At 65.8% G+C, this 22916-nt stretch carries 21 protein-coding genes and 2 tRNA genes; 5 read left to right on the plus strand and 18 right to left on the minus strand.

Translation table 11 applies throughout. The features are described 5' to 3' along the window. Positions 1-87: 87 nt before the first annotated feature. From BC102111_RS07465 to BC102111_RS17995, 3 genes are all read right to left on the minus strand, one after another. The gene (locus BC102111_RS07465; protein WP_101623936.1) at positions 88-837 is read right to left on the minus strand and encodes a sirohydrochlorin chelatase; all 750 of its coding nucleotides are present in this window, start codon (positions 835-837) and stop codon (positions 88-90) included. Between the two features lie 150 nt (positions 838-987). Beyond that, entirely contained in the window at positions 988-2244 is a 1257-nt protein-coding gene (locus BC102111_RS07470) for an MFS transporter (protein WP_146001404.1), read from the minus strand. Further along, complete coding sequence (locus BC102111_RS17995) at positions 2241-2375, minus strand: hypothetical protein (protein ID WP_257957708.1); 135 nt, start codon at positions 2373-2375, stop codon at positions 2241-2243. Before BC102111_RS17995 ends, BC102111_RS07470 begins: the two co-directional genes overlap by 4 nt. Positions 2376-2535: 160 nt before the next feature. On the opposite strand from BC102111_RS17995, the gene BC102111_RS07480 reads away from it, so the two are divergent. Further along, positions 2536-3054 carry a hypothetical protein gene (locus BC102111_RS07480; RefSeq protein ID WP_232252563.1) on the plus strand — a complete coding sequence of 173 codons (519 nt, stop codon included), beginning with the start codon at positions 2536-2538 and terminating at the stop codon, positions 3052-3054. Between the two features lie 27 nt (positions 3055-3081). Here the strand turns inward: BC102111_RS07480 and BC102111_RS07485 are convergent, their stop codons facing one another. The 11 genes from BC102111_RS07485 to BC102111_RS07535 all read right to left on the minus strand — a co-directional run bounded on the left by BC102111_RS07485 (position 3082) and on the right by BC102111_RS07535 (position 16035). After that, positions 3082-4047 carry a squalene cyclase gene (locus BC102111_RS07485; protein ID WP_101623939.1) on the minus strand — a complete coding sequence of 322 codons (966 nt, stop codon included), beginning with the start codon at positions 4045-4047 and terminating at the stop codon, positions 3082-3084. 79 nt (positions 4048-4126) lie between these two features. Further along, a complete protein-coding gene (locus BC102111_RS07490) occupies positions 4127-4972 on the minus strand; it encodes a sugar phosphate isomerase/epimerase family protein (RefSeq protein ID WP_101623940.1) in 846 nt (281 codons plus the stop codon). Further along, positions 4969-6435, minus strand: a complete 1467-nt coding sequence (locus BC102111_RS07495) for a sugar porter family MFS transporter (RefSeq protein WP_101623941.1) — start codon at positions 6433-6435, stop codon at positions 4969-4971. The genes BC102111_RS07490 and BC102111_RS07495 overlap by 4 nt, the downstream gene beginning before the upstream one ends. Positions 6436-6503: 68 nt before the next feature. Continuing rightward, positions 6504-7517: an inositol 2-dehydrogenase gene (gene iolG, locus BC102111_RS07500; RefSeq protein WP_101623942.1), complete on the minus strand. Its 1014-nt coding sequence runs from the start codon at positions 7515-7517 to the stop codon at positions 6504-6506. Positions 7518-7581: 64 nt separating this feature from the next. Beyond that, on the minus strand, positions 7582-8616 hold the full coding sequence (locus tag BC102111_RS07505) for a Gfo/Idh/MocA family protein (RefSeq protein WP_101623943.1): 1035 nt from the start codon (positions 8614-8616) through the stop codon (positions 7582-7584). Further along, a complete protein-coding gene (locus BC102111_RS07510) occupies positions 8613-9497 on the minus strand; it encodes a TIM barrel protein (RefSeq protein WP_101623944.1) in 885 nt (294 codons plus the stop codon). The genes BC102111_RS07505 and BC102111_RS07510 overlap by 4 nt, the downstream gene beginning before the upstream one ends. Beyond that, complete coding sequence (locus BC102111_RS07515) at positions 9497-10465, minus strand: NAD(P)-dependent oxidoreductase (protein WP_101623945.1); 969 nt, start codon at positions 10463-10465, stop codon at positions 9497-9499. The genes BC102111_RS07510 and BC102111_RS07515 overlap by 1 nt, the downstream gene beginning before the upstream one ends. Further along, positions 10458-11717: a Gfo/Idh/MocA family protein gene (locus BC102111_RS07520; RefSeq protein ID WP_101623946.1), complete on the minus strand. Its 1260-nt coding sequence runs from the start codon at positions 11715-11717 to the stop codon at positions 10458-10460. The genes BC102111_RS07515 and BC102111_RS07520 overlap by 8 nt, the downstream gene beginning before the upstream one ends. Before the next feature lie 43 nt (positions 11718-11760). Then, the gene (locus tag BC102111_RS07525; RefSeq protein WP_101623947.1) at positions 11761-12549 is read right to left on the minus strand and encodes an HpcH/HpaI aldolase family protein; all 789 of its coding nucleotides are present in this window, start codon (positions 12547-12549) and stop codon (positions 11761-11763) included. Then, entirely contained in the window at positions 12537-14468 is a 1932-nt protein-coding gene (iolD, locus tag BC102111_RS07530; protein WP_101623948.1) for a 3D-(3,5/4)-trihydroxycyclohexane-1,2-dione acylhydrolase (decyclizing), read from the minus strand. The genes BC102111_RS07525 and iolD overlap by 13 nt, the downstream gene beginning before the upstream one ends. 97 nt (positions 14469-14565) lie before the next feature. Further along, positions 14566-16035 (minus strand): aldehyde dehydrogenase family protein, encoded by a 1470-nt coding sequence (locus BC102111_RS07535; RefSeq protein ID WP_257957709.1) that lies wholly within the window; start codon positions 16033-16035, stop codon positions 14566-14568. A gap of 207 nt (positions 16036-16242) precedes the next feature. On the opposite strand from BC102111_RS07535, the gene BC102111_RS07540 reads away from it, so the two are divergent. After that, positions 16243-17307 (plus strand): LacI family DNA-binding transcriptional regulator, encoded by a 1065-nt coding sequence (locus BC102111_RS07540; protein ID WP_180960591.1) that lies wholly within the window; start codon positions 16243-16245, stop codon positions 17305-17307. 40 nt (positions 17308-17347) lie between these two features. Here the strand turns inward: BC102111_RS07540 and BC102111_RS07545 are convergent, their stop codons facing one another. Then, positions 17348-18127, minus strand: coding sequence for an alpha/beta fold hydrolase (locus BC102111_RS07545; protein ID WP_101623950.1), 780 nt, complete (start codon positions 18125-18127; stop codon positions 17348-17350). Between the two features lie 53 nt (positions 18128-18180). Between BC102111_RS07545 and BC102111_RS07550 the strand changes: the two genes are divergently transcribed. The 3 genes from BC102111_RS07550 (at position 18181) to BC102111_RS07560 (ending at position 21731) form a co-directional block, all read left to right on the plus strand. After that, positions 18181-19920 (plus strand): condensation domain-containing protein, encoded by a 1740-nt coding sequence (locus tag BC102111_RS07550; RefSeq protein ID WP_063249200.1) that lies wholly within the window; start codon positions 18181-18183, stop codon positions 19918-19920. Further along, positions 19913-21034, plus strand: a complete 1122-nt coding sequence (locus BC102111_RS07555) for a DUF998 domain-containing protein (protein WP_101623951.1) — start codon at positions 19913-19915, stop codon at positions 21032-21034. Before BC102111_RS07550 ends, BC102111_RS07555 begins: the two co-directional genes overlap by 8 nt. Before the next feature lie 268 nt (positions 21035-21302). Then, positions 21303-21731 carry a YkvA family protein gene (locus tag BC102111_RS07560; protein ID WP_095376747.1) on the plus strand — a complete coding sequence of 143 codons (429 nt, stop codon included), beginning with the start codon at positions 21303-21305 and terminating at the stop codon, positions 21729-21731. A gap of 56 nt (positions 21732-21787) precedes the next feature. On the opposite strand, the gene BC102111_RS07565 is transcribed toward BC102111_RS07560, so the two are convergent. The 3 genes from BC102111_RS07565 to BC102111_RS07575 form a co-directional block, all read right to left on the minus strand. After that, positions 21788-21861, minus strand: a tRNA-Met gene (locus tag BC102111_RS07565). Positions 21862-21896: 35 nt separating this feature from the next. Continuing rightward, a tRNA-Thr gene (locus BC102111_RS07570) sits at positions 21897-21969 on the minus strand. A gap of 92 nt (positions 21970-22061) precedes the next feature. After that, on the minus strand, positions 22062-22862 hold the full coding sequence (locus BC102111_RS07575; RefSeq protein WP_101623952.1) for a glycerophosphodiester phosphodiesterase: 801 nt from the start codon (positions 22860-22862) through the stop codon (positions 22062-22064). Positions 22863-22916 lie beyond the last annotated feature (54 nt).

Here is a 22916-nt window from a genome sequence, read left to right on the forward strand (position 1 = left end):
ATTAGGCTCGCATAAGCTCGTCATTGTTCGACATATGACGCTGTGCGACGCCGCATGACGGATCGCAGGGACGGGGTTGACGTCGGTTCAGAGGACTGCGACCATACGGTCGCGCACGATGTCGACGAGCTGTCTTGGGGCTGGTGACGACGGGTGGAGGAGCGGTGCGGAGAGGCGACCGCCGACTGTTGCGAGCAGTCGGGCCGCGAGGTCGTCGAAGTAGCCGGGTGCGAGGAGGTAGTTGGCGGCGACGAGCCGACGACCGAGATGACCCTTCTGCTCAACAATGTCGCGGAGGTTGTCGCGGTCTCCGGCGAGGAAGGTCGTGTGCACAGGACGCGCGAGGGTCTCGGCGAGGAGGTCTCCGACAGCACGGGACGCGTCGTTGGCGCGTTCGTCGCTCGATCCGGCCGCGACGAGAATGACCTCGTCGCCGTCGTCGAGGTCCGGCAGCTTCGCCGCGAGGAGTTCGGCGAGGCGAGGGTCCGGACCGAGGGTCCCGGCGACGCGGATGTCGCGGACAGGCAGGCCGGGAACCGAGCCCATTCCGTCCGGGGCGGGACCGCCGGCGCCTGCGACCGCCTCGGCGAGGTCGACGTGGACATGGTAGCCCGGTGAGAGGAGGAGGGGGACGAGGACGGTGGTGCGATCCGCGGGCAGGGTCGCGAGCACCTCGGCGACGTCGGGGGCCTGGACGTCGACGTGGCCGAGGGCGAGGGTGTCGGTGATCCCGCGCTCGCGCAGGTCGGCGGCGACCGCCTCGGCGAGGGCCAAGATGACGGCCTGACCGTCGGGAGAGGACGTGCCGTGGGAGATGAGACCGAGGACAGGCTGCATCGCCTCATCGTGCCAAGACCGCGCAGGCGCGGTCAACGCGACGACGAGACTCGGCCTGAGCATCGGCCCGACGACGGTGATTCGCCGTCCTCAGGCTCGGCAGTCGTGTGGGCCCAGCGGCCCCCCGTGGGTACCGTCCCGAACAGTCCGTCACCTGGTGGAGAATCGCGACATCATGGCCCAGACGAACAGGGCAGTGCCGATCCCCGCCGCGACGAGGAGAGCTGCCAGTGGATCCTGGGCCGCTCGGAGGACATAGCCCAACCACGCACCGCAGATCCCGCCGATCGCGGACATCGAGAACGACCACCCGACGACCTCCCGGAACTCCGTGGAACTCAACCGAAGCTGCCTGAGAGTCGATACGGCGAAGAGCACACCTTGCGAGCTCGCAGTGATGACAAGCAGACAAAGAAAGATCACGAGCGATCCGACCGCGTCGTCCCAGGTCAGCCTAACGACCACGGCGGCTGTGCAGCCGAAGGAGAAGAGACCGAGCAGCCACCGCAGCAGACGGCCGGCAGTCTCGCCGTTGCGTTCGAGGATTCGACCGATGACATACGGGGAGACGATGGCAGAAGCGCCCATAGCGAACAGAAGGACGCTGAGCCGCGTGACGACTCCATTCCCGTCAGCTTCACCCGCTACCCAAAGGACGACGTACGTTCCGAGAACGGACGTACTCAGCATGAACACGAAAGAGAAGACCGGGGACAGGAATCCGTTGCGGACGATCACACCCGGCCCGGAGGGGAAGAAGAAGCGCCTGATCCCCACGACGAACCCGTCGGCATCGGCCTCCGGCGAGGGTGACGCATGCTCGGGCGCATAGAGCCGACCCGAGCGAATGCGCAGGACTATCGCGACGAGGGAGAGCGCGACGTTGAGGGCGAGCACCGTCGCGATACCCGAAACGCTGGTCAAAGCACCGACGGGGCGACCGATGAGCAGCCCACCGACACCGGTGCCCACTGCGATGAGCGTGTTCGCTCGGACAACAGCTCCCCCGTCGATCTGAGCAACGTCATTGAGATAGAACTCTTCAGCGAGATCGACGACGAGAGGAAGGAACGAGGCAACCAACAGGTAGACGACGAGCACCGGCGCCACCCAGCCGGACGGCCCGAGAAGGATCATGGCGATGGCCACACTCGTGAGGACGACATCGGTTGCTTCACAGACAACGAGGACGTGACCCGGATTGTGCCGCTCGACGAACCGGGACACTGCCGCAGCGAACGCATCCTGAACGTCGGTGATCGTGCGGTAGATGGGTATCCACGCAAGGGGGAAAACGCCCAGCACGATGAGCCCGTTGACGGCCCCCTCGACCAGCTGTGAGCCGAGGAAGGACGCGAGCAGCCCGAACACCATCAGCCGCTGCGCTCGTCGCAGCAGTCTGTTCATTCTGTCGGGCCCGACATCAGGGTCTCGGCGAGGCGGTCCCCGGCGGCGACCGCCTCGGCGAGGGCCAAGATGACGGCCTGACCGTCGGGAGAGGACGTGCCGTGGGAGATGACACCGAGGACAGGCTGCATCGCCTCATCGTGCCAAGACCGCGCCGGCGCGGTCAACGCGACGTCATCGTTCCTGTGCCAGGACGGCAACAGCCGTCGCGGATCGCGCACACGATTCCGTCCTCCGTGGGGTGCGGAGCGGGAGATGATGGTGATCACCGACGTGCAGAGGAGACGGACGATGAGAGTGATCCGCAGCGCAGGGCGACGAGCGGCAGCGGTGGCAGCGATGACGCTGGCACTGGCGGGATGCGGGATGGGCGGGGACTCCTCCGACGCACAGCAGCCGCCCGAGGTTTCGACTCTCGGGGCGGAGACCCCGACGCCGAGTCCCACGCCGACCGAGGAGTCTGCCTCGCCGGACGCCTCGGAGGACCCGTTCGCCGATGCCGCCCGCACCACCTCGTGGGCAAGCGATGAGGCGATGAAGATCGACAAGGACGGCAACGGGACGATTCCCGCCGCCTCCCTCGAAGCCGATCTCGTCGACCTCTTCGCGAACAAGTTCGATATGTCGGTCAAGGAAGCGAAGTGCGAGCAGGACATGACGGTGACGAACTGGTCCGGGTTCGAATCGTGCAATGTCGTCGATGAGGAGATGACCTATTTCGGAACCATCGAACTCATCGACCACAAGGACAACATGGTCGAGTACGAGGTGATGTTCCCCGGCATCGACAAGGACGACGTCGATTTCTGAGGCGGACCCTGTGGGCCCGGCCGATCCCTACGCGGACCCGGTCGGCGTCCGCTCCGCATCCCACCAGTCGAGGACTCGCAGCGCCTGCGCCGTCACCCATTTCGACGGCTCTCCCGTCGGGGCATCGACGTGGACCCACACGTCTCCGGCAAGGCGGTGCCCCTGCAGCCACGTTCCATCGTCCTGTCGCTGCGCGCGGATGCGCTCGATCGCCTCGGCCAGGCGCGGGTCGGGAGCGGTGCCGTCGGTGAGGCCGGCATCGCGGAAGTAGTCGCCCGCGGCGAGGATGCTGTAGTAGGCCCGTCGCGGATATGCCAGACTGAACGCGTTCATCGAGTACGGCTCGCCGTTCGACGCTCGCTTGAAGAGGCTCCTGACCAATAGGTACTCCTCCCCCGCCGCGCGTGCGTCGGCGACTCGGGCGGAATCCCCCGTGCGCTGCTGGTAGTCGAGGAGGCCGACGAGGGCGTTGAGCGTCGAGTGGAAGGACGACCGGATCGAACCGTTGACCCATTCGCAGTTCCACCCGCCGTCGGTCAGCTGGTGATCGAGGAACCAGTCGACGATGCCGTCGACGTCGGCACCGAGCCAGAGGCCGTTCGACAGCGTCCACGAGTTGATGCAGACGTCGACCTCACCGCCCCAGTACGGCATCTCCTCGTACTCCCAGCGCACAGGCTCGAGCTTCTCCGCGGTCCCGGCGAGCACCGCGGCATCGACACCCCATTCGCGGAGGTCCTTGAGCACCCATGTCGTCGCCGTCCACGGCTGCGGGCCCTCACCGCGGAAACCAGCGGGGAAGAAGGGGCCGCCTGCCCATTGGCCGTCGGCGTCCTGATGGGAGAGGAGTTCGGCACCGAACCCCTCGCTGGGCACCCGCGCCCTCGTCGCCTGCCATGTCTGCTCATCGGCGCCGGGGAGGTCGCGCTCGACCTGCCATCGCAGTGCCGGATCGGAGTCGAGGAGCCAGTCGGTCACGTTCGCAGCGATCATCGTCGATCCTCCGCCGAGGCGCCTGCGCGCCGGAACCCGGACCTCGGGCCCCGCTTCCGAGTATAGGCAGGGGCGGGCGTCATCTGAAGGCCGTGAGAGCTGTCACCTTCGCCGCTTCAAGGGCGTCTCGCAAGGACCGTCTCCGATGCTCCGCAGAGAGGATCTCCACACCCCACGGACCGGAGAAGCCGATGTCGGACATCGTGGTGACGAAGCCGGCCACATCCTGAACGCCTTCTCCGACGAGTCGCCTGTTGTCCCGTGTGTCCTCGAAGAGCGTGCCGACGGCTGTGGCATCGGCGTCGCACAGTTCGACACCGAAGACGGTGTCGGCGTTCAAACAGTCGAGCAGCTCGGCGAAAGAGGTCTCAGCTCTGAACACATGCCAGTAGTCGACGACGAGCCCGGCCGCAGGATGGGACACCTCTCCGATCAACTCGGCGCCCTGGGGCACTGTCGCAATCATTCCGAACGGCAATGGCTCGAGAGCCACCCGCGAACCGTGCGCTTCCGCTTCGACCGCCAGACGGCGCAGGGGCTCGGCGAAGGGAGTCACATCGTTGACCTGGGGCGCCATCTCCGTCCCCACTTTGATGAACGATGCATCGAGCGCCCCAGCGGCCGCGAGCAGGTCAGCCCAGTCCTGCCGCCAATCACCAGAGTCCTCTGTCCACCATCGGGAGCACAGTTCGACTTCGACATGGCTGAGCCCCGATGCCCTGATCTCCTCGGCCAGCAGTTCGTATCCTATGGTGTCGCGGACCTGGCGGAGATCGTCGAGGACGAACCCCACCCCCGCCCATCCAGTTTCGGCGGCCACCCGCACGCGCGTCACGGCAGCGTGTGGACTCGCCTCCGATGCGCGCATCGGTGCCGCGTCTCCGGCGCTCGTCCAACATGTCGCCACCAGTTGAGGATCGTTCATCGCTCGTCCCTCAGCTTCCGCCAGGCAAGGAAGTCGTAGGCGAGTCCGGATTCGATGCCCTCCTCCATCTTCTCCAGCGAGATTCCCCGTGTTTCGGGCACCTGGGTGGCGACGAAGATCAGTGCGACGACCCCGACTCCAGCGAAGACGAAGAAGACTCCTGAGATGCCGATGGCGGCGACGAGTGAGGGGAACACCAGAGCGATGACTCCGTTCATTCCCCACCCGAAGAGCTGCGAGATTCCGATCCCGACTCCTCTCATCGGAAGCGGGAACACCTCAGCCAGCCACACCCACACTGCGACGTTGAGGAAGGTCTGCATCGACGCGACGAAGCCGACGATGAGTGCGAGAATCACCCATGCTCGCAGGGGATTGTCCTCGGACATATACATCGAGCTCAGGCCGATGAGCAGGTGGAATGTAGTGGTGAGTGCCAGCCCGGTGATGAACGTCGTGCGACGGTCGACACGGTCCATCATGTAGAGTGCGACGAATCCGCCGAGCACTGCGACGACTCCGGGAGCGATGTTGGCGATGAGCGCCGCGTTGGCCGCGAATCCCGACTCGATGAGCACGATCTGCCCGTAGTACATGATCGAGTTGATGCCCGTCAGCTGCTGACATACGGCGACGCCGATGCCGACGAGAACGATCCTGATCAGCCATTTGTTGAAGACGAACTTGCGATAGCCGACTCGCTGGTCTCCGGTTGTCGCTTCGGCGACCAGCTCGACGGCCCCCAGCTCAGCGGCCGCGCGCTCTTCAGTGCGCACCGTTCGCAGAACTTGCAGCGCCTCTTCATGCCGATTGTGTTCGACGAGCCATCTCGGCGATTCCGGCATTCGGAGCATTCCGATGAACAGACAGACGGCAGGAATCGCGCAGACGGCGAACATCACGCGCCAGATTCCGTCAATGTGCCCCCACACGTTTCCGATGATCGCGTTGACGACGAAGGCGGCGAGCTGTCCGGAGACGATTGCGACTTCGTTGCGACCACTGATCGAGCCTCGGATCTCGTAAGGGGCGAGTTCGGAGAGGTAAACGGGGACGACGATCGAGGCTCCTCCGACAGCCAAGCCGAGCATGATGCGTCCGGCTACGAGCACCTCGACGTTGGGGGCAAAGACGACGACGAGCGTGCCGAAGAAGAAGAGCCCGGAGAGGAGGAGGATCGTGCGTCGACGCCCGATCATGTCGCAGATCTTCCCGCACGAGACGGCACCGACGGCGGCAGCGAAGACGAGCGAACTCGTCACCACTCCCTCACTCACCGCGGTCAGACCCAGCTCCTGGGACATCGGCCGAAGCGCGCCGTTGATGACGCCTGTGTCGTAGCCGAAGAGAAGTCCTCCGAAGCAGGCGATGATCGAGATCAGGCCGATCCGCTTTCGGTGCGGCCCTGTCTTGGGCATTGTCGGCAACGCCGAGTCGTTCGAAACTACTGTGTTGGCAACCATGATGGTCTCCTATGTTCGGTGCTTCTTTGCACTGCTGGTCGCGCTGGTGCGCTGACCCGGATCGGCGGTCAGACGCCGAAGTCGATCTTCACCGCGCGTCCCTCTCGCGCCGAGAGTTCTGCGGCGTTGGCGAGAACCAGCGCCTCTCGCCCATCTTCGAAGGTGGAGCAACGCGAGCGTTCTCCGCGAACCAGCTTGCAGAACTCACGAAGCTCGTCGATGTAGGCGTCGGCGTAGCGTTCGAGGAAGAAGTGCTGGAACGGTGATCCCGCCTGCACGGACGACGAGTTCGAGTACCTCACAAGGCTGGTCCCGGCGTTGCCGACTTCGAGCATGCCTCGACCGCCGAAGACCTCGATGCGCTGGTCGTAGCCGATTGCGCTGTGCCGCGAATTGGTGATCGAGATCTGGGCGCCGCCGGCGGTCCGCATGACCACCATCGCGGTGTCGAAGTCGTTGAGGTCGGCCGCGCCCTCGTCGAACAGCTGGGACCCTGTCGCGAAGACTTCGACGATGTCGGGCGCGAAGAACCGTGCCATGTCGAAGTCGTGGATGGTCTGGTCGCGGAAAATTCCTCCAGTCGTGCGGAGGTTCTCGATCGTCGGCGGGGCCGGGTCACGGCTGATGATCGAGAGCTGCTCGAGCTCGCCGATGTCGCCGTCAAGCAGACGCTCCCGAGCGGCGGCGAAGCTGCGGTCGAACCGTCGGTTGAAGCCTACGGCGAACGGGACCTCTGATTCCTCGACTGTCGGGGCCAACTCATCGACCCGAGCGATGTCGAGATCGATGGGCTTCTCACACAGGATGGGAATCCTCGCCTCGATGGCGGCAGCGATGAGATCGGCGTGTGTGGAGGTGGGCGAGGCGATGATCACAGCGTCGAGGTCCCCTGCGCCGATCGCCTCAAGAGGATCCGCCGAGGCGATTGCGCCATGTTCATCGGCCATGGCCTGAGCCCCCGCGAGATAGGGATCGGCCACTCGGGACAAAGTGGTTTCAGGAAGTGCTGCAATGTTCGCGGCGTGAACCTTGCCTATGCGTCCGGTCCCGATGAGGCCGAAGCGCAGCTGCTCGCTGGACATTGGTGGGTTCTCCTTGTGGTTGGAGTGGATTGGGAGAAATGGAGCCATTCGCGGCAGGCAGTCGTCACCATTCGATGCGGATCGGTCTCCCCGAGCGCGCGGACTCCTCTGCTGCCACGGCCAGTCGCGCGGCGACGACTCCCGCTGAGGGCGGCGTGAGCGAGTCCGCCTCACCACGCACCATGGCGAGGAAGTGCCCCATCTCTCTCCGGAAGGTCGCATCGAAGCGCTCTGTGAAGTCCTCGTAGGTGTTCGTCGAGGCAGTTGTCCCGGGCTCGAGCGGAACGACCGGAGACTGTGCATCCACTCCAGCAGAGAACGCGGCGTCGCTGCCGTAGACCACGGTGGCGACATCCTGTCCTGCTGCCACGTTGCGCCCGCCGCTGACGACAGCTTGGACTCCCGATGCGAACGTGATCACTGCTGTCGCGGTGTCGAGGTCGCAGCTTTCGGAGTAGATGTCGGCATCGAGGACTCCCCCGGTCGCGTAGATCGACTCAGGCCGATCGCCGAGGAGCCAGGGAATGGTGTCGAAGTCATGGATGAGCAGGTCGCGCCAGATGCCGCCTGAGCGCGGGATGTAGTCGGGATCGACGTGTCGGTGGTCATGGTCGACAGCGTGAACCACGCGGATCGGGCCCATGTCGCCGCTGCGGATCTGCGCCCGCAGCCTCTGATAGCCCTCGTCGTATCTCCGATGGAACGCAACCATGATCGGCACCCCATGTGCTTCGAGCTCTTCGGACAGTTGGGGTATCTCGGCGAGGTCGAGGCTCAGCGGCTTCTCGACGAGCGTGGGCACTCCGCGCGCAACGGCATGCCGGGTCAGTTCCGGGTGCGAGCCGGTCGATGTTGCGATGATCGCGCCATCGAGACCATCGGCCCACGCATCGGACATCGTCCGCACAGAGATCTCCGGTACCTCATCGAGCCGACTCTTCGCAGACAGTGAACCCTTGAGCGACTTCCGCGCTGCCTCGAGCCTGTCTGCACTGCGCCCGATGAGCACCAATTCGGTGCTCGGATCCTCCAGCAGGACATTGCGTGCGTGAAGACGCCCGATCCTCCCGAGCCCGACCACTCCGATGCGCGAGCTCATCGGTCCTCCCTCACGATCGAGTTCAGGTAGTCGAGGCTCTCCCTCGCCTGCCTCATCGGACCGTCTCCGACCTTCGGCGCGACGGCGACCACAGTGTCCTGCTCGAGAGTGAACCAACCGTCGAAGCCTGCGCCGATCAGTGTGGTGACGATCGCGCGGATGTCGATGTCTCCCTGGCCGAGCGGCCGGTACATTCCATCGACCACAGCCTCGTAGTAGGTCACCTCTCCGGCACGGACCCGACGGGCGTGGGAGAGCGCGACGTCTTTGAGGTGAACGTGCGAGATCCGTTCGGGATGGTCGCTGACGAACGCCAAGGGATCGATGCCTCCGATGAACATGTGTCCGGTGTCGAAGCAGATGTCGACGCTGCTGCCGTTGAGCACGTGATCGACGTCGTCCTGCGTCTCGACCATCGTTCCCACGTGAGGATGAAGGGCGACCCTGATGCCGTCTGCAGCGGCTCGGGAGACGATTCTGTCGATGTTCCCGCACAGAGTCTCCCATCCGGCTTCGTCCAGGGTCGGCCGAATGTGGTCGTACCCGTCGACGCCGGTGGCAGCCGCGAGGACGAGGGTATCGGCTCCGGCTGTGACGAACGAACGGAGCTCGGCTTCGATCTGCGGGAGAGGGTCGACCTGCGGGTCATGGATGACTGCCGGGACGAAGCCTCCGACAGAACGCATCGCATGCTCTCTGAGGACTTCCGCTCGTGCTTCGGGATCGTCCGGAAGGAAGCCCTCCGGGCCGAACTCCGTGGCATCGAACCCGAGCTCCTGCATCTCGGTGAGTACCCTCTCGGGTTCGAGTTGGTAGCCCCATCCGGGAACTTCGCAGACGCCCCAGGAGATCGGGGCAGCTGCGATCTTGACATCGGTCATCATTTGGCTCCGTTTCGTGTGAGAGTTTCGCCGAGGCCGAGGTCGGCAGCGTTCACCGCGGCTGCGGGACCTCCACCGTCGAGGACGTCCCTGACTGCCTGTGCGGCCGCGATGAATGTCGCGCGACTCGAATTCGTCGTCAGCCCCATGACGTGGGGTGTGAGCACCGTGCGAGGGTGCTGGTGGAGAGGATGCGGCCGGGGAGGCTCCGGATCGAACGAGTCCAATCCGACACCGGCGAGCTTCCCCGATTCGAGTCCGGACAGCGCTGCATCCTCGTCGATGAGTCCGCCGCGGCTGGTGTTGACGAGAACGGTGCCGGGCTTCATCTGGTCGATCGCTCGGGCATCGATCATCCTCCGGGTGCTCTCGTTCAGGGGCACATGCAGCGAGATGATGTCAGCGATGCTGAGCACCTCGTCGAGGGTGCCCGCACGATTGGCGGAAGGAACCTCAGCGATGGGATCGTAGACTTTCACGTTCATTCCGAACGCCTCGGCGAGCGCCTTCACCCGCTTCCCGATGTTCCCGTATCCGACGAGCCCCAGAGTCGCTCCTTCAAGGTCCCCGACGGGCACCTCGCTGCGGGCCGACCACCGCTCTGAGCGCACCAGTTCGGTCAATGGCCCCAGCGACTTCACCAGATGGAGGATGTGGGCGAGGGCTCCCTCGGCGACAGCGGTGGAGTTCACTCCGGGTGTCACAGCAACTGGGATCCCTCTGGAACTGGCGGTGTCGACGTCGATGTCGTCGACGCCGACACCGGTACGGGCGATGACCCTGATGTCGGGCATGGCATCGAGTTCTGAAGAGCCGATCTTGACTGCGGCACGGACGATGGCACCTTTTGCACGGCGGAGATCGACGTCGTCAGGGGTCTGGACGAAGCGCACATCCGGCCCGAGCACGGGTGCGACGACGTCACTCGGAACCGGCCCCAATCCGACGACTGTAAGCACTTCACCCATGGGGCACCGCCTTTTCGGCTCTCACCGGTTCGTGTCGCTTCGAGGCCGAGGTCCCCTCGACCGGTTCTACGGCCCGCCAGTCCTGGTTGGCGATGGCCTGCTCGCCTGCATAGACGACTCGGTTGGCTGCCAGCGCGTCGTGGACGTCGGCGTGAGCAGAATCCTCACCTATGTGGGCCCGCAGGAACTTCTTCGCCTCTATGACTTTGAGGTCGTCGTAGCCCATCGACGTTCCTGCCCCGGGCTGGAACTTCGAGAAGTCACCGAACTCCGGACCCGACATGATCCGTGTGAATCCGACATGGGGCCCGCGATAACCGAGCGCCAGCTCGAGTTCGTTCATCCGCTCGAAATTCCATCGCAGCGATCCCTCGGTCCCGTACACCTCGAATGAGTATTCGGCACGGGGCCCGACGCTCACTCGCGACGCCTCGAGTGTGCCTACGGCCCCCGCTCCCTGGGCTCCCGCACCGAAATGGACGAGGAGTCCCGCATAGTCCTCGTTCTCGACGGGAGCCATCTCTCCGCCTTCGACTACGGAGAAGTGGGTGCCGCTGCCCATTTCGAGTTTGGGACGTTCTGTGTACGCGGTGTTCGACACTCCTGTGACTCGGTCGATGGGGCCGACGACATAGTGGGCGAGATCGGTGAGGTGACCGAGCAGGTCTCCTAGGACGCCTGAGCCTGCGAGGTTGCGCACGAACCGCCAGGACAGGGCACCGTTGGGTTCCGCGGAGTAGTCTGCGAAGAACGCACCGCGGACGTTGATGATCCGCCCCAGCTGACCTTCGGCGATGATCCGTCGGGCGTACTCGATCGCAGGGGCATTGCGATAGTTGAATCCGACCGCGGTGACGATGCCCGCGGCATCAGCGGCATCGGCGACCGCTTGCGTCTCCTCGGCAGACCGACCCACCGGCTTCTCGATCCAGAGGGACTTCCCCGCTCTGGCGACGGCGGTGCCGATCTCCTCATGGAGGAAGTTGGGTGCGCAGACGGAGACCACGTCGACGCCGGGATGGTCGAGGACGTCGCGATAGTCGGTTGTGCCGGATCCATAGCCGAGCACATCGACGGCGTAGTCGGCTCGGTCAGGGTTGGTGTCGGCGGCGATGACGAGTTTTGGCCTGATGCCGAGTTCGGGGTAGATGACCGGAATGCTGGAGTACGCGCGGCTGTGCAGCTGCCCCATCCAGCCGACGCTGATGAGCCCGACGCCGATCTCGTGCGGTGTGGTGTCTGTGGTGGTCATGACAGGTCCTTCGGTTTGGATGTGGTGCGGACGGAAGAGCGTCTCAAGGTCTCAGCGCTGAGATGATGTCCTGAGCCGCCGAGGCGAGGAGGGTGGCATCCGAGCCGACCGGCAGGAAGCTGAATCCCTGGCCTGCTCGCACGGCTGCGATCTCGGGATTCGCGCAGAGGATTCCGGCGGCGGTGCCGTGGCGCTGGGCAGCGACGACGACTGCCTTCAGCGCATCTTGGAACTCGGCTGCGTCAAAGTCCAGGGGCACACCCAGTGCGTACGAGAGGTCGAGCGGACCGACGAAGACTACGTCGACGTCCGGATGTCCAGCGATCGCATCGACATCGGCGAGGGCGCCGGCGGTTTCGATCTGGACGATCGTGAGGACGTTGGCGCTTCCTGTGGCCAACGCGCCTCGATCCATTCCCCAGCGGACCGACCTGTTGTATGTCGCCACTCCACGATCGCCGTGAGGCGGGTAGTGCAGATGCGGGATGATCGCCTCGACCTCCTCGACAGATTCGACGCGGGGAAGCATGACACCCGCGGCGCCAGCGTCGAGGACCCGACCGATCCTGATTCGGTCAGGCGTCTCCACGCGAACGAGCACGGCAGCGCCGTAGCCGCCAGCCGCACTCACAGCATCACCGACGGACCGTTCGTCTCCGCCCCCGTGTTCGAGATCGATGAGCACCCAGTCGAGTCCCGCAGCCGCCAGCACTTCAACGGCAGTGACAGACCCCAGTCCAGCGAAGGTTCCCATCGTCCTCTCACTGTTGCGGACGCGTTCGACCAGAGAGCCGTGGTCGAGGGGTGTCCGGGTTGTGCTCAGACGTGCCATCGCTGTTCCTCCAGCCCCAATTCGTAGTCGCTGCGGAGTTCACGTACTCCTGGGTGCTCGGCAACCTCGGCGGGAGCGACGTCCCAGAACACCCCCGAGCCGGGCAGATCGACCAGAGGGATCGTCGGGACGACGACGGCGACGGGGCCACGCTCGTTTCGGGTCTGTGAGAGGACTTCTCGCACCTCGTCGGCAGTCGTGGCTCTGTGGGTCGCGGCGCCGAGTCCCTCTGCGATCCGCCCCAAATCGACTCGAAGGTAGTCCCCGGACAGTCTGCGGTCCTCGTCATCCCGGTATCGGAAGTCGTTGCCGAACTGCTCGCCGAACTTCATCATCTGCAGGCGTCTGATCACCTGGAATCCGTGGTTCTCCGAGATCACGTAGGTGATGTCGAGCTGCTCCTGGGCAGCGGTGAGGATCTCCGTGGGATTCATGAGGAACGTGCCGTCGCCGATGAAGACCGTGACTCGATTCGAGCTCTGCGGATCAGCGAGGCGCACACCGATTCCGGCTGGAATCTCGTAGCCCATGCAGGAGAATCCGAACTCCAGGTGACACCGGCGGCCATCGGTGGCATCCCAGACCTTGAGGAGGTCACCTGGCGGTCCACCGGCTGCGGCGATGATGGTGTCACCGGGACGGGCGTGTTCCTGGAGCAGACCGATGAGCTGACCCTGGGTGATCACGGCATCGGTGTCGGGGATGTTCAGATGGGCGTTCTCCGGCGCTGTCTTGTCGAACTGCTTGTCGGGGTCGAGGGAAGCTTCGCGGACCGGCCTCCACTGTGCCTTCTGCGCGGAGATCTCTTCAGCCCAGGATTCGCTGACTCGATAGCCGGCAAGTTCTTCCGCGAGCGCGTCGATGCCCAGACGCGCGTCCGCGACGACTGCTGTGGCGCCCTGCTTGATCGCATCGAGTTCGGTGATGTTGATCGAGGCGAATTGCACGTCCGGATTCGTGAACATCGTCTGCGATCCGGTCGCGAAGTCAGTCAGACGGGTGCCGACGCTGATGATGAGGTCGGACTCCGCGACGAGGCGATTGGTTGCCGGGTTGCCTTCCAGGCCGATCCCTCCGAGCCCCCACGCGGCCGCATCCTCCACAGCCCCTTTTCCGCCGAAGGTCTCCGCGACCGGGATGCCCGTGGCGTCGGCGAAACGCGCCAACGCCTTCTGCGCCCGCGAGTAGAGGACGCCTCCACCGGCGATGATGAGCGGCTTGGTTGAACCGGCGACCAGTTCGGCGACTGCCGCGATGTCCGTCGGCCGGGGAATGGTGCGCCGGATCTCCCAATCGCGCGGAGAGAACATCTCCAGCGGGTAGTCGAAGGCGTGGGACTGGATGTCTTGGGGCAGGGACAGCACAACGGCGCCAGTCTCGACCGGGTTGGCCAGCACGCGCAGGGCCTTGGGGAGCGACGTGATGAGCTGTTCGGGGCGCGTGATGCGGTCGAAGAACGTCGACACCGGGCGGAACGCGTCATTGACGCTCATGCTGGGATCCTGCGGGTTCTCAAGCTCCTGAAGCACGGGCCCCTGTCGCCTGGTCGCATAGGTGTCGCCGGGAAGAAGGAGCAGCGGGAGCCGATTCACTGTTGCCGTCGCGGCGGCCGTGACAAGGTTCATCGCTCCTGGGCCGATGGAAGCGGTCACGGCCAAGGTCTGTCGGCGAATACTGGCTTTCGCGAGGGCAGTTCCCGCGTGGGCGAGAGCCTGCTCGTTGCGCCCTTGGATGAACGGCATCTCGTCGGCGTACTGGGCGAAGGCCTGGCTGAATCCGGCGACATTGCCGTGTCCGAAGATCCCCGCTGCGGCGGGAATGAAACGCTGTCGGTGCCCATCGAGCACGGAATGCTGATTGATGAGGTAGCGCACGACGGCCTGGGCGACGGTCAGTCGCACTGTCGGTTCGTTCTTCATAGGTGCTCCCTGTGGATTCGGATGGTGCTGTGCGATCGGGGGTGATGCGCTGTCAGCCGGTTGGGTCAGGTCACTCACGTCGTCGTTGAGGTGGTGCTCACGATTGCCATGGCCTCCCGTGAAGGACGACCGTCTTCGCGTCGGTCATCTCCTCGACCGCAGCCCGTGGTCCCTCTTTGCCGATGCCGCTGGCTTTGAGGCCTCCGTAGGGCATGAGATCGGCTCGCCACAAAGGCGTCCAGTTGATGTGGATGCTTCCGGCGTCGACGTCGCGCATGTAACGAATGGCTGCATCGATGTCATTGGTGAAGATGCCTGCCGCGAGGCCGTAATCGGTCGTGTTCGCCAGAGCGATCGCGGTCTTCGTGTCCGGTGCATCGGTCACTGCGACCGCAGGTCCGAAGATCTCCTCCTGCGCGAACGGCGAGTGGGGATCGACGCCGCTGACGATCGCGGGCTCGACGATGGCTCCGGATCGATCACCGCCGAGATCCAAGGATGCACCGTCCTCCACGGCGCGCAGGATGGATTCATGGACGCGCACTGCTTCGCGTTCGGAGATCAGGGTTCCGACGGTTGTCTCTGCTGCGCTCGGGTCACCGGTGCGGTGCTGGGCGACCTCGGTGCGAAGGGCATCGAGGAAGTCGCCGCGCACCGCTTCGTGGACGATGACGCGTTGAACGGAGATGCAGACCTGTCCGGCGTTCGTGTAACCGCCGACTGCGACCGCTGCGGCAGCGAGTTGGATATCCGCATCCGGCAGAACCACGACGGGAGCCGACGAACCCAGTTCGAGCGAGAGCTTCTTCACCCCTGCCAGTTCCGTGAGATGTCGACCGATTGCAGTCGACCCGGTGAAGGAGATCTTCCTGATCCTCTTGTCAGAGGTGAGCCTGTCGCCGATCGCTCCACCTGGTCCGGTGAGCACCGAGAGCACTCCTTCCGGAAGCCCCGCGTCGATGAAGCACTCGGCCAGAGCCAGCGCCGTCAGCGGTGTCGTGCTGGCGGGTTTGAGGATGACTGCATTGCCGGCGGCCAGCGCCGGGGCGATCTTGTGATTGACGAGGAGGGCCGGGTAGTTGAATGGGGTGATCGCAGCGACGATTCCGACGGGCTGTCTCAGGGTGAAACCGATCTTGTCTGGTCCGGTTCCCGGGTTGGCATCGAGCGGCAGGCTCTCGCCATAGAGCTGAGTCCCTTCGAACGCGGCCAAGCGGATGATCGATCCCGAACGACCGGCTTCCCCTCGTGCCTCTTTGAGAGTTTTGCCGTTCTCTGCCGAGAGCGTCTGTGCGATCTCCTCGGCTCGCTCATCTGCCAGTTCCGCGGCGCGCATGAGAATCGAGAAGCGTTCGTGTGCGGGGGTGGCGCGCCACGTCTCTGCCCCGTTGACGGCGGCTGCGATGGCCGCATCGACGTCATCGGCGTCGGCGATCGCACACTGTCCGACGACTCTGTTGTCGTAGGGCGAGACGATGTCGCGCACCGCCGCCTGCCCACTGGCAGCCTGCCACTGTCCGCCGATCAGCAACTCATGACGCTCCATCGCGTACTCCAAACTTCTCACTTAACTTCACTCGACACCTCATTTTGAACCGGTCCAACTTGATCGTGCAGTTCGCTGCGGAAGTATTTTGGACCGGTCCAATAGGGATAATGCGAATTTAGTGTGACGCACCTCATGCTGTCAACCCCTGGTGTCGATCGCCCCCGGCAGTCGCCGTGGATCGCACCATTCCACAGAGGGAGTTCCCGCGTGTGTGAAGATGTTGTCATGGCGAACATGGGGGCGAACTCTGCGTCGGGTCAGCGATCTCGGCCCACTATCCGCGACGTCGCCGCGCGCGCCGGAGTCTCGAAGTCGCTTGTCTCCCTGGCTTTCACAGATCCGCAGAAGGTCGGTCCGCAACGCCGAGAGCTCATTCTCGAAGCGGCTCAGGCGCTCGGCTACGAGCCGAACTTCTTGGCAAGGTCCTTGGCCAGGGACTCCGCCCCGTTCGTGGGCATACTCGTCGTCAATCTCCGTAATCCGATCTTCGCCGAAATCGCCGAAGCGGTGCGACAGGAGCTCGACCTCAACGGCGAGTACGGACTGATCACGAGCGCCGCGATCACCGGCTCGGACGATCCCCCCGACAGCTACGGTCGCATCGACCCGCGGGTGATCCGCATGCTGCAGGATCTGCGGCCGAAGGCGCTCATCGTCGTCGGAACCGTGCCGGAGCATGAGGATATGTTCCGAGGAATCCCCACGGTGTACGCCAGTGCGGCTCCCCGGCCGACCACAGAGTACTCCTCGGTGCGCATGGACGACGCGAAGGGCATGGAGCTCGCCGTTGACCATCTGGTCTCGCTCGGCCACACGAGTATCGGATTCATCGGCGGCCGAGGTGGTGATGTCTCCAGCGGTCGTGCTGTGGCCTTTGCTGACCAGATGGAGTCCCGCGGACTCGACCCACTGATCGAACCGGCAGGGTTCTCTGAAGTTGAGGGCTACCGAGCCGCGAACAGCCTTCTCGCACGCAACCATCCTCCGACCGCGATCGTCTGCGTCAACGACATCTCGGCGATCGGGGCTCTCGCGGCCGCCGACGACGCCGGACTGACTGTGCCCGATGACCTCGCTGTGGTCGGGTTCGACAACATCCCGCTTGCCGCCCTCAATCGGATATCTCTGACGTCCGTGGACCCGCAGAACCGTGAGATCGGGCGGCTCTCTGCTCAGGCCGTCCTCGATATACTCCGCACCCCGGACAACTGCGCTTCCGAATCGCTCATCGCGCCCGGCCTGGTGATCCGCGGCTCGACGGTAAAAGGACCGGCGGCAGACAGGCCCTGACTCCGTGCGACGTCCACGAGGCAGGCGCGGAATCAGCGGGCTAGACCTCGTGCCGCGCGACCTCCTCGGCGAGGATCTGCGGCCAGGAGACGAGGTCGGTCGGGGTGGTGGCGACGGTGAGCCGGGACTCGGGCAGCAGCGCATGCAGGCCCTGTGCGGTCGCCAGCGGATGGGAGGGGTCGTCGACCCAGGCGAGGATCCGCGTCGGAATCGCGTGCCCCTCGAGTCGTGCGGGATCGGGCAGGTCGCTGCCGGCGGCACCGCGCAGGACCGCGGGAAGGAGCGGCAGCGGCACCTCAGGTCGGGTGCTCGGCGCGTCGGCGAGCGTCGGCGGCTGCGGAGTGAGGGCACTGGCTGCGAGGTACTCATCGAAGCCGCCGCCCTCGATGAGATCCGCCGCCTGTCGATAGACCTCGGCCTTGGCCGGACGCGTCTCCCATGCAGTCGGGGGCACGACGAGGGTGAGTCCCGAGAAGCGGTCGGGGTCGAGGAGGAGAGCGTGGAGGAGGGTGGCAGCGCCCATCGAGGGTCCGACGCCGTGGACCCGCTCCCCGGGGAAGTGGATGTCGAGGAGGGCGAGAAGGTCTTCGGCCAGGCTCGGCCACCGATAGTCCTCGGCGACCGGCCGGCCCGTCGAGAGTCCGTGTCCGCGGGCGTCGTAGCGCAGCAGCCGGGTTCCGCTCAGCCCCACCCCGAGATCGAGCTGAAGCACCCTGTCGCGCGCCCGGGATGAGGTGAGTCCGTGGAGCTGGACGACGGGGGCGCCGCCTTCATCGGAGAGCTCCGCGGCGATGTCAGCACCATCGAGACGATGAATCACGTGCCCTCCCGGCTGTCGGCCCACTGCGGTGCCTCTCACGTTAGAGTAGCGGCATGCGTCTGACCAACGTGTCTCACCTGCGGCTGCCCTTCGGTCGTCTCTACGGCTACGACGTCGAGGCGGGTCCCCCCGAACGCCGGCTGCCGATCTCGTTCGACCAGCGCCGCCACGTCTCAGCGGGGTCGAGACCCGGCTCGTGGATGGCGCTGTCCCTGCAGCTGCCCGGCGACGTCGACCGCGACGACCTCGCGTCCGCGTGGTGGGCGGTGATGGAACGCCACGGCACGCTGCGGTCGGCCTTCTCCACCGACGAATCCGGTGAGCTCGCCCTCGGCGAGATCGCGCTCCTCTCCGGTCGCTGGCGAGAACACCCCATCGCCCAGGGCCAGGCCGTCAACGACGCCCTGCGCGAGGTGCTCGATGAGGCGTGCACCCCCTTCGCCCGCCCGTCCCATCGTCTCTGCGTCCTCGAGACCGCTGCCGGATCGACGGTCATCATCGGCGCCGACCACGCCCACGTCGACATGTGGTCGATGCTCGTCATCGCCCGCGACCTCCTCTCGGCGCTGGCCGCGATCTCCTCCGGTGTCGCCCCGGCCCTCGACGCCGCCCCCGAGTTCGCCGAGCACACGGCTGCCCTGTCCGAGCCCGGTCCCCCGCCGCCCGAGGTGAGCAGGCGGTGGCGCGAGATCCTCGAGGCCGGTGACGGGTTCATGCCGCGCTTCCCCCTCCCCCTCGGTGAGGCCGCCGCCCACCTCGAACGCGTCGAGGTCCGCGATGTCTTCGACGTCCACTCCTCGGCCGCGTTCTCCGCGCAGGCGCGAGCCGACGGCGTTTCGACGCTCACCCTGGCGCTCTCGGCGATGGCGGAGGTCACCCGCACGGTCAGCGGCGCCCCGCTGCGCGCGGTCTTCCCCGTCCACAGCCGCTTCGAGGAGAAGTGGAACGACGCCGTCGGCTGGTTCATCACGAACTCCGTCCTCGAAGTCACCGATCCCGCCCCGCAGGCGACTTCCCGGTCGGTGCGCGAGGCCATCGAACTCGGTTCGCATCCCCTCGCCGAGGTGCTCGCCCCGTGGGGCGGCATGCCCGAGGCCCCGGGGATGTTCGCGATCTCGTGGCTCGACCTGCGCAGGCTTCCGGTGCGGATCGACTCGACGGGGCTCGATGCCCAGTACGTCGGGGCGACGATCCGCACCGACGGGGTGATGCTGTGGTTCATCCTCGACGAGAACGGTCTTCACCTGCGCTGCCGGTATCCCGACACCGAGGAGGCACGGGCGAACGTCGGCGGGTGGCTCGACGCCCTCGTCGCACGGATGCAGGACATCGCCGCCCACTCGGTCGGCGATGTCCTCGACGTCGACGGTGAGCAGTTCCGGGTCTCCCGAGCGAAGCGCGCCGATGTCCCCGCGATCCTCGACCTCCTCGGCGAGGAGATGCCGAGCACGGAGGTGCGCGACCGCCTCCACGCGGCGATCACCCGTGACCGCTCGCACTACCTCGCCGTCGTCCGGGACGCATCCGGTGCGGTGGTCGGGACGATGGAGCTCACCTTCGTTCCCGGGTTCTCCCAGGGCGGGACGCTGCGCCTCGAGGTCGCCGGCTTCCGCGCGATCACCTCCGACATCGGAGCGGCGATGCTCCGGTGGGTCCACGAGCAGGGGATCAACCGCGGCGCGGACCTCACCCAGATGACAACCGAGGTCGACCGCGAACTCGTCACCGACCTCGGCTACACCCCGGAACAGGGTCGCTTCGTCCTTCGTCTGAGTGACGACTCCGATGGCTGAGTCCGCACCCCGCCGAGGCGGTCCCCGGCTTCTCACCACGGGTCGCGGCCGGGGTGAGGCACCGCTGACGCTGAGGTCACCGCAGACCCGCCTCGAATCGCTGGCCACTCGCTTCGCAGTCGTCGCCTTCGTCCTCACCGCGATCGTCGTCGTCCTCGTCATGGCCGGACAACGGCTGCCGCTCGGCGGGGCCGACTCGCTCGGAGCCCTCGCGGCGTGGCCCGCCTCCGTCGCGTCCGGGCTCGGGTTCGCCCTCTCCTATCTGCGCAGCAGCAGACGGCCCGATCTCGCATGGCGGCGGAGGCTGCCATGGGTCAAGCGCATCATCGACCTCATCGCCCTGATCTCAGCGGTGGCAATGGTGGCGAGCATCATCGTCCACGCCGTCTTCCAGGTCTTCCAGCTCGGTTTCCGCGGGCTCACGGTCGATCCGCTCGGCGGCGCCGCACTCGCCGGGGCGGCCGCGGCGGCGTGCGCCTATTTCGCGGTGATCATCGCCGACGAGGTGACGAGTGTCGTCGTCGTCAGCCTCGTCGTCGCCGATCTGTTCCTCGGCACACTGGCGAGTATGATCCAGTCCCCGGAGGCCACGTGGTGGCAGTTCCACTTCTCCCGTCTGGGCAACGACACGGGAATCAACGGGTACCAGTTCAACATCTCGCTGCAGATCGCCGGCCTCCTGCTCACCACGCTCGCCAACCACATCGGGCACGACATCGCCCTGGGGCTGCGCCACCGCGGCATCCGCGACCCTCGCCGCATCACGATCCTCACCTGGGAATTCGCTGCCATCGGCATCTGCATGATCGTCGTCGGCTCGGTCCCCGACGCGGTGAACTTCCCCGTCCACGTCAGCGCCGGGGCGGGCATGGTCGTCTCCTTCCTCGCCTTCTTCCTCACGCTGCTCCGACTCGCGCCGGGTCTGCCGAAGGACTTCACCGCCACATCGTTCGTGGTCGTCGCCGCCGTCGCCGCAGCCATCCTCCTCTGGGTGCCCCTGGGCTACTACAACCTCACCGGGATGGAGACCATGGCAGCCGGTGTGCTGTTCGCGTGGCTCTTCCTCCTCGCCCGCACGACCCAGGCGTATGCGGAGGAGCCGACCACCGGCTGACCGCCGTCGGCACGCCCCACCGCGCCCACCGGCACACCCCACCCACGGCCACACCCGACCCCCGACGCGCGCCACCCACGGCCTCGATTCACTGTCCGCCGGATGCATCGGGTCGCGACCCGACCGATCCGGCGCAAACCGACTCGTCTGGTCCCGATCGCTCGGATCGCGAACCGACGACTCCCCTCGAAACGGACTCATCTCACCCGGATGCGCTCTCCGGTCTACAATCTCCTTCGGATCCTGTCCTTGAGAACTGGAGTGCTCCATGCCCGACTGGCTCGTCATCGTCCTCTCGATCGTCGCCGGTCTGCTCCTCCTCTGGGTCGCCCTCATCGCCGTCCTCTGGGTCCAGTCGCGCCGCATGGGTCGGTCGGTCGACTGGAAGGAGATCGTCCGCCTCGTCCCCGACGTGCTGCGCCTGGTCAAACGCTTGGCGACGGACCCGCGGACACCTCGGGGAACACGCTGGATGCTCGGCGGCCTGCTCGTCTACCTCGCGCTGCCGATCGATCTCGTCCCGGACTTCATCCCCGTCCTCGGCTACGCCGACGATGCCGTCGCGATCGCCCTCGTCCTCCGGTGGGCGATCGGCCATGCCGGTCTCGAAAGCGTCGAGCGGCACTGGCCCGGCACCGAGGCGGGACTGCAGAGCCTGCTGACACTGACCGGTGCGGCGCGGCGCAACCGAAGGTGACACGCGCGCGAAAAAGGCCCCTCCCTGATGGAACACCAGGTGAGGGGCCTATCGAGTAGCGCGGGGGAGGCTCGATCTCCCGACCTCACGATTATGAGTCGTGCGCTCTAACCAGCTGAGCTACCGCGCCTCGATCGCATGCGTCGCGTTTTCACGCGGCACGAGAGCCCCGAAAGGGAATCGAACCCTTGACCTTCTCCTTACCATGGAGATGCTCTGCCGACTGAGCTATCGGGGCAACAGGTAAGAATTTACACGGCTGAGCGCGACCGGGGCAAATCCGCTCCCGGTGACCTCACTCACAGACCGTCGTCCGCCGTCCCCACCGGTCTACTTCACCGGGTCGAAGCGCCCGGCGAGGAAGCCCTGGAGCCGTCCCGGATGGTTTGTGATGATGCCGTCGACCTGGGCGTCGAGGAGTTCACGCCATTCGTTCATCTCATCGACCGTCCATACGAACACGCCGAGGCCGTTGTCCCTGATCTCGGCAACGACGGACTTCCGCAGCGAGAATCCCCGGTACGACGGGTTGATCGCCACCGCGCCGAGGTTGCGCGCCGTGGCGATGTCCTCCGGCCGGGGCACCATCCGCAACAGGAAACGGGCGACCATGGGCAGCAGGTCCCGGCAGGTGGCGAGCGTGTCGGTGTTGAAGGCCTGGACGACCATGCGATCGGCGGTTCCGGTCTCGACGACGAGTTCGGAGATCCGCGCGACGGCGCCCGGCGACCACTCCCCCTTGAGCTCGAGGAGGAGCTCGCCCCCGCGATGCTGGATGTCGCGCATGACCGCGGCCAGGGTCGGCACCCGCACACCGGTGAACCCAGGCCCCATCCACGAACCCGCATCGACGAAGGAGAGCTCCTCGGCGGTGAGGCTGACGACGGGGCCCTTGCGGTTCGTCGTCCGGTCGAGGTCGGGGTCATGGATGATCACCGGCACCCCGTCGGCACTCGTCGACGCGTCGACCTCGATGAAGTCGACGCCGAGCGCTCGCGCGGCATCGACGGCCGCGAGGCTGTTCTCAGGGGCCACTGCCGAATAGCCGCGGTGGGCGATGACGAGCGGCCGGGTTCCCGACCCGGGACGCTCGGCGATGCCCCGCTCGCGCAGGAACTGGAGAAAGCTCATGCCTCCACCCTAATTCCCTGTCCGGACGAATCCGCCCAGCCCCTCAGGCGCACC

The organism is Brevibacterium casei CIP 102111, from assembly GCF_900169275.1.
Lineage (GTDB): Bacteria > Actinomycetota > Actinomycetes > Actinomycetales > Brevibacteriaceae > Brevibacterium > Brevibacterium casei.

Bases quoted from the DNA above. Each gene is read 5' to 3' on its own strand.
- BC102111_RS07465 (WP_101623936.1), bottom strand. From the start codon at position 837: ATGCAGCCTGTCCTCGGTCTCATCTCCCACGGCACGTCCTCTCCCGAC.
- BC102111_RS07470 (WP_146001404.1), bottom strand. From the start codon at position 2,244: ATGAACAGACTGCTGCGACGAGCGCAGCGGCTGATGGTGTTCGGGCTG.
- BC102111_RS17995 (WP_257957708.1), bottom strand. From the start codon at position 2,375: ATGCAGCCTGTCCTCGGTGTCATCTCCCACGGCACGTCCTCTCCCGAC.
- BC102111_RS07480 (WP_232252563.1), top strand. From the start codon at position 2,536: ATGAGAGTGATCCGCAGCGCAGGGCGACGAGCGGCAGCGGTGGCAGCG.
- BC102111_RS07485 (WP_101623939.1), bottom strand. From the start codon at position 4,047: ATGATCGCTGCGAACGTGACCGACTGGCTCCTCGACTCCGATCCGGCA.
- BC102111_RS07490 (WP_101623940.1), bottom strand. From the start codon at position 4,972: ATGAACGATCCTCAACTGGTGGCGACATGTTGGACGAGCGCCGGAGAC.
- BC102111_RS07495 (WP_101623941.1), bottom strand. From the start codon at position 6,435: ATGGTTGCCAACACAGTAGTTTCGAACGACTCGGCGTTGCCGACAATG.
- iolG (WP_101623942.1), bottom strand. From the start codon at position 7,517: ATGTCCAGCGAGCAGCTGCGCTTCGGCCTCATCGGGACCGGACGCATA.
- BC102111_RS07505 (WP_101623943.1), bottom strand. From the start codon at position 8,616: ATGAGCTCGCGCATCGGAGTGGTCGGGCTCGGGAGGATCGGGCGTCTT.
- BC102111_RS07510 (WP_101623944.1), bottom strand. From the start codon at position 9,497: ATGACCGATGTCAAGATCGCAGCTGCCCCGATCTCCTGGGGCGTCTGC.
- BC102111_RS07515 (WP_101623945.1), bottom strand. From the start codon at position 10,465: ATGGGTGAAGTGCTTACAGTCGTCGGATTGGGGCCGGTTCCGAGTGAC.
- BC102111_RS07520 (WP_101623946.1), bottom strand. From the start codon at position 11,717: ATGACCACCACAGACACCACACCGCACGAGATCGGCGTCGGGCTCATC.
- BC102111_RS07525 (WP_101623947.1), bottom strand. From the start codon at position 12,549: ATGGCACGTCTGAGCACAACCCGGACACCCCTCGACCACGGCTCTCTG.
- iolD (WP_101623948.1), bottom strand. From the start codon at position 14,468: ATGAAGAACGAACCGACAGTGCGACTGACCGTCGCCCAGGCCGTCGTG.
- BC102111_RS07540 (WP_180960591.1), top strand. From the start codon at position 16,243: ATGGCGAACATGGGGGCGAACTCTGCGTCGGGTCAGCGATCTCGGCCC.
- BC102111_RS07550 (WP_063249200.1), top strand. From the start codon at position 18,181: ATGCGTCTGACCAACGTGTCTCACCTGCGGCTGCCCTTCGGTCGTCTC.
- BC102111_RS07555 (WP_101623951.1), top strand. From the start codon at position 19,913: ATGGCTGAGTCCGCACCCCGCCGAGGCGGTCCCCGGCTTCTCACCACG.
- BC102111_RS07560 (WP_095376747.1), top strand. From the start codon at position 21,303: ATGCCCGACTGGCTCGTCATCGTCCTCTCGATCGTCGCCGGTCTGCTC.
- BC102111_RS07575 (WP_101623952.1), bottom strand. From the start codon at position 22,862: ATGAGCTTTCTCCAGTTCCTGCGCGAGCGGGGCATCGCCGAGCGTCCC.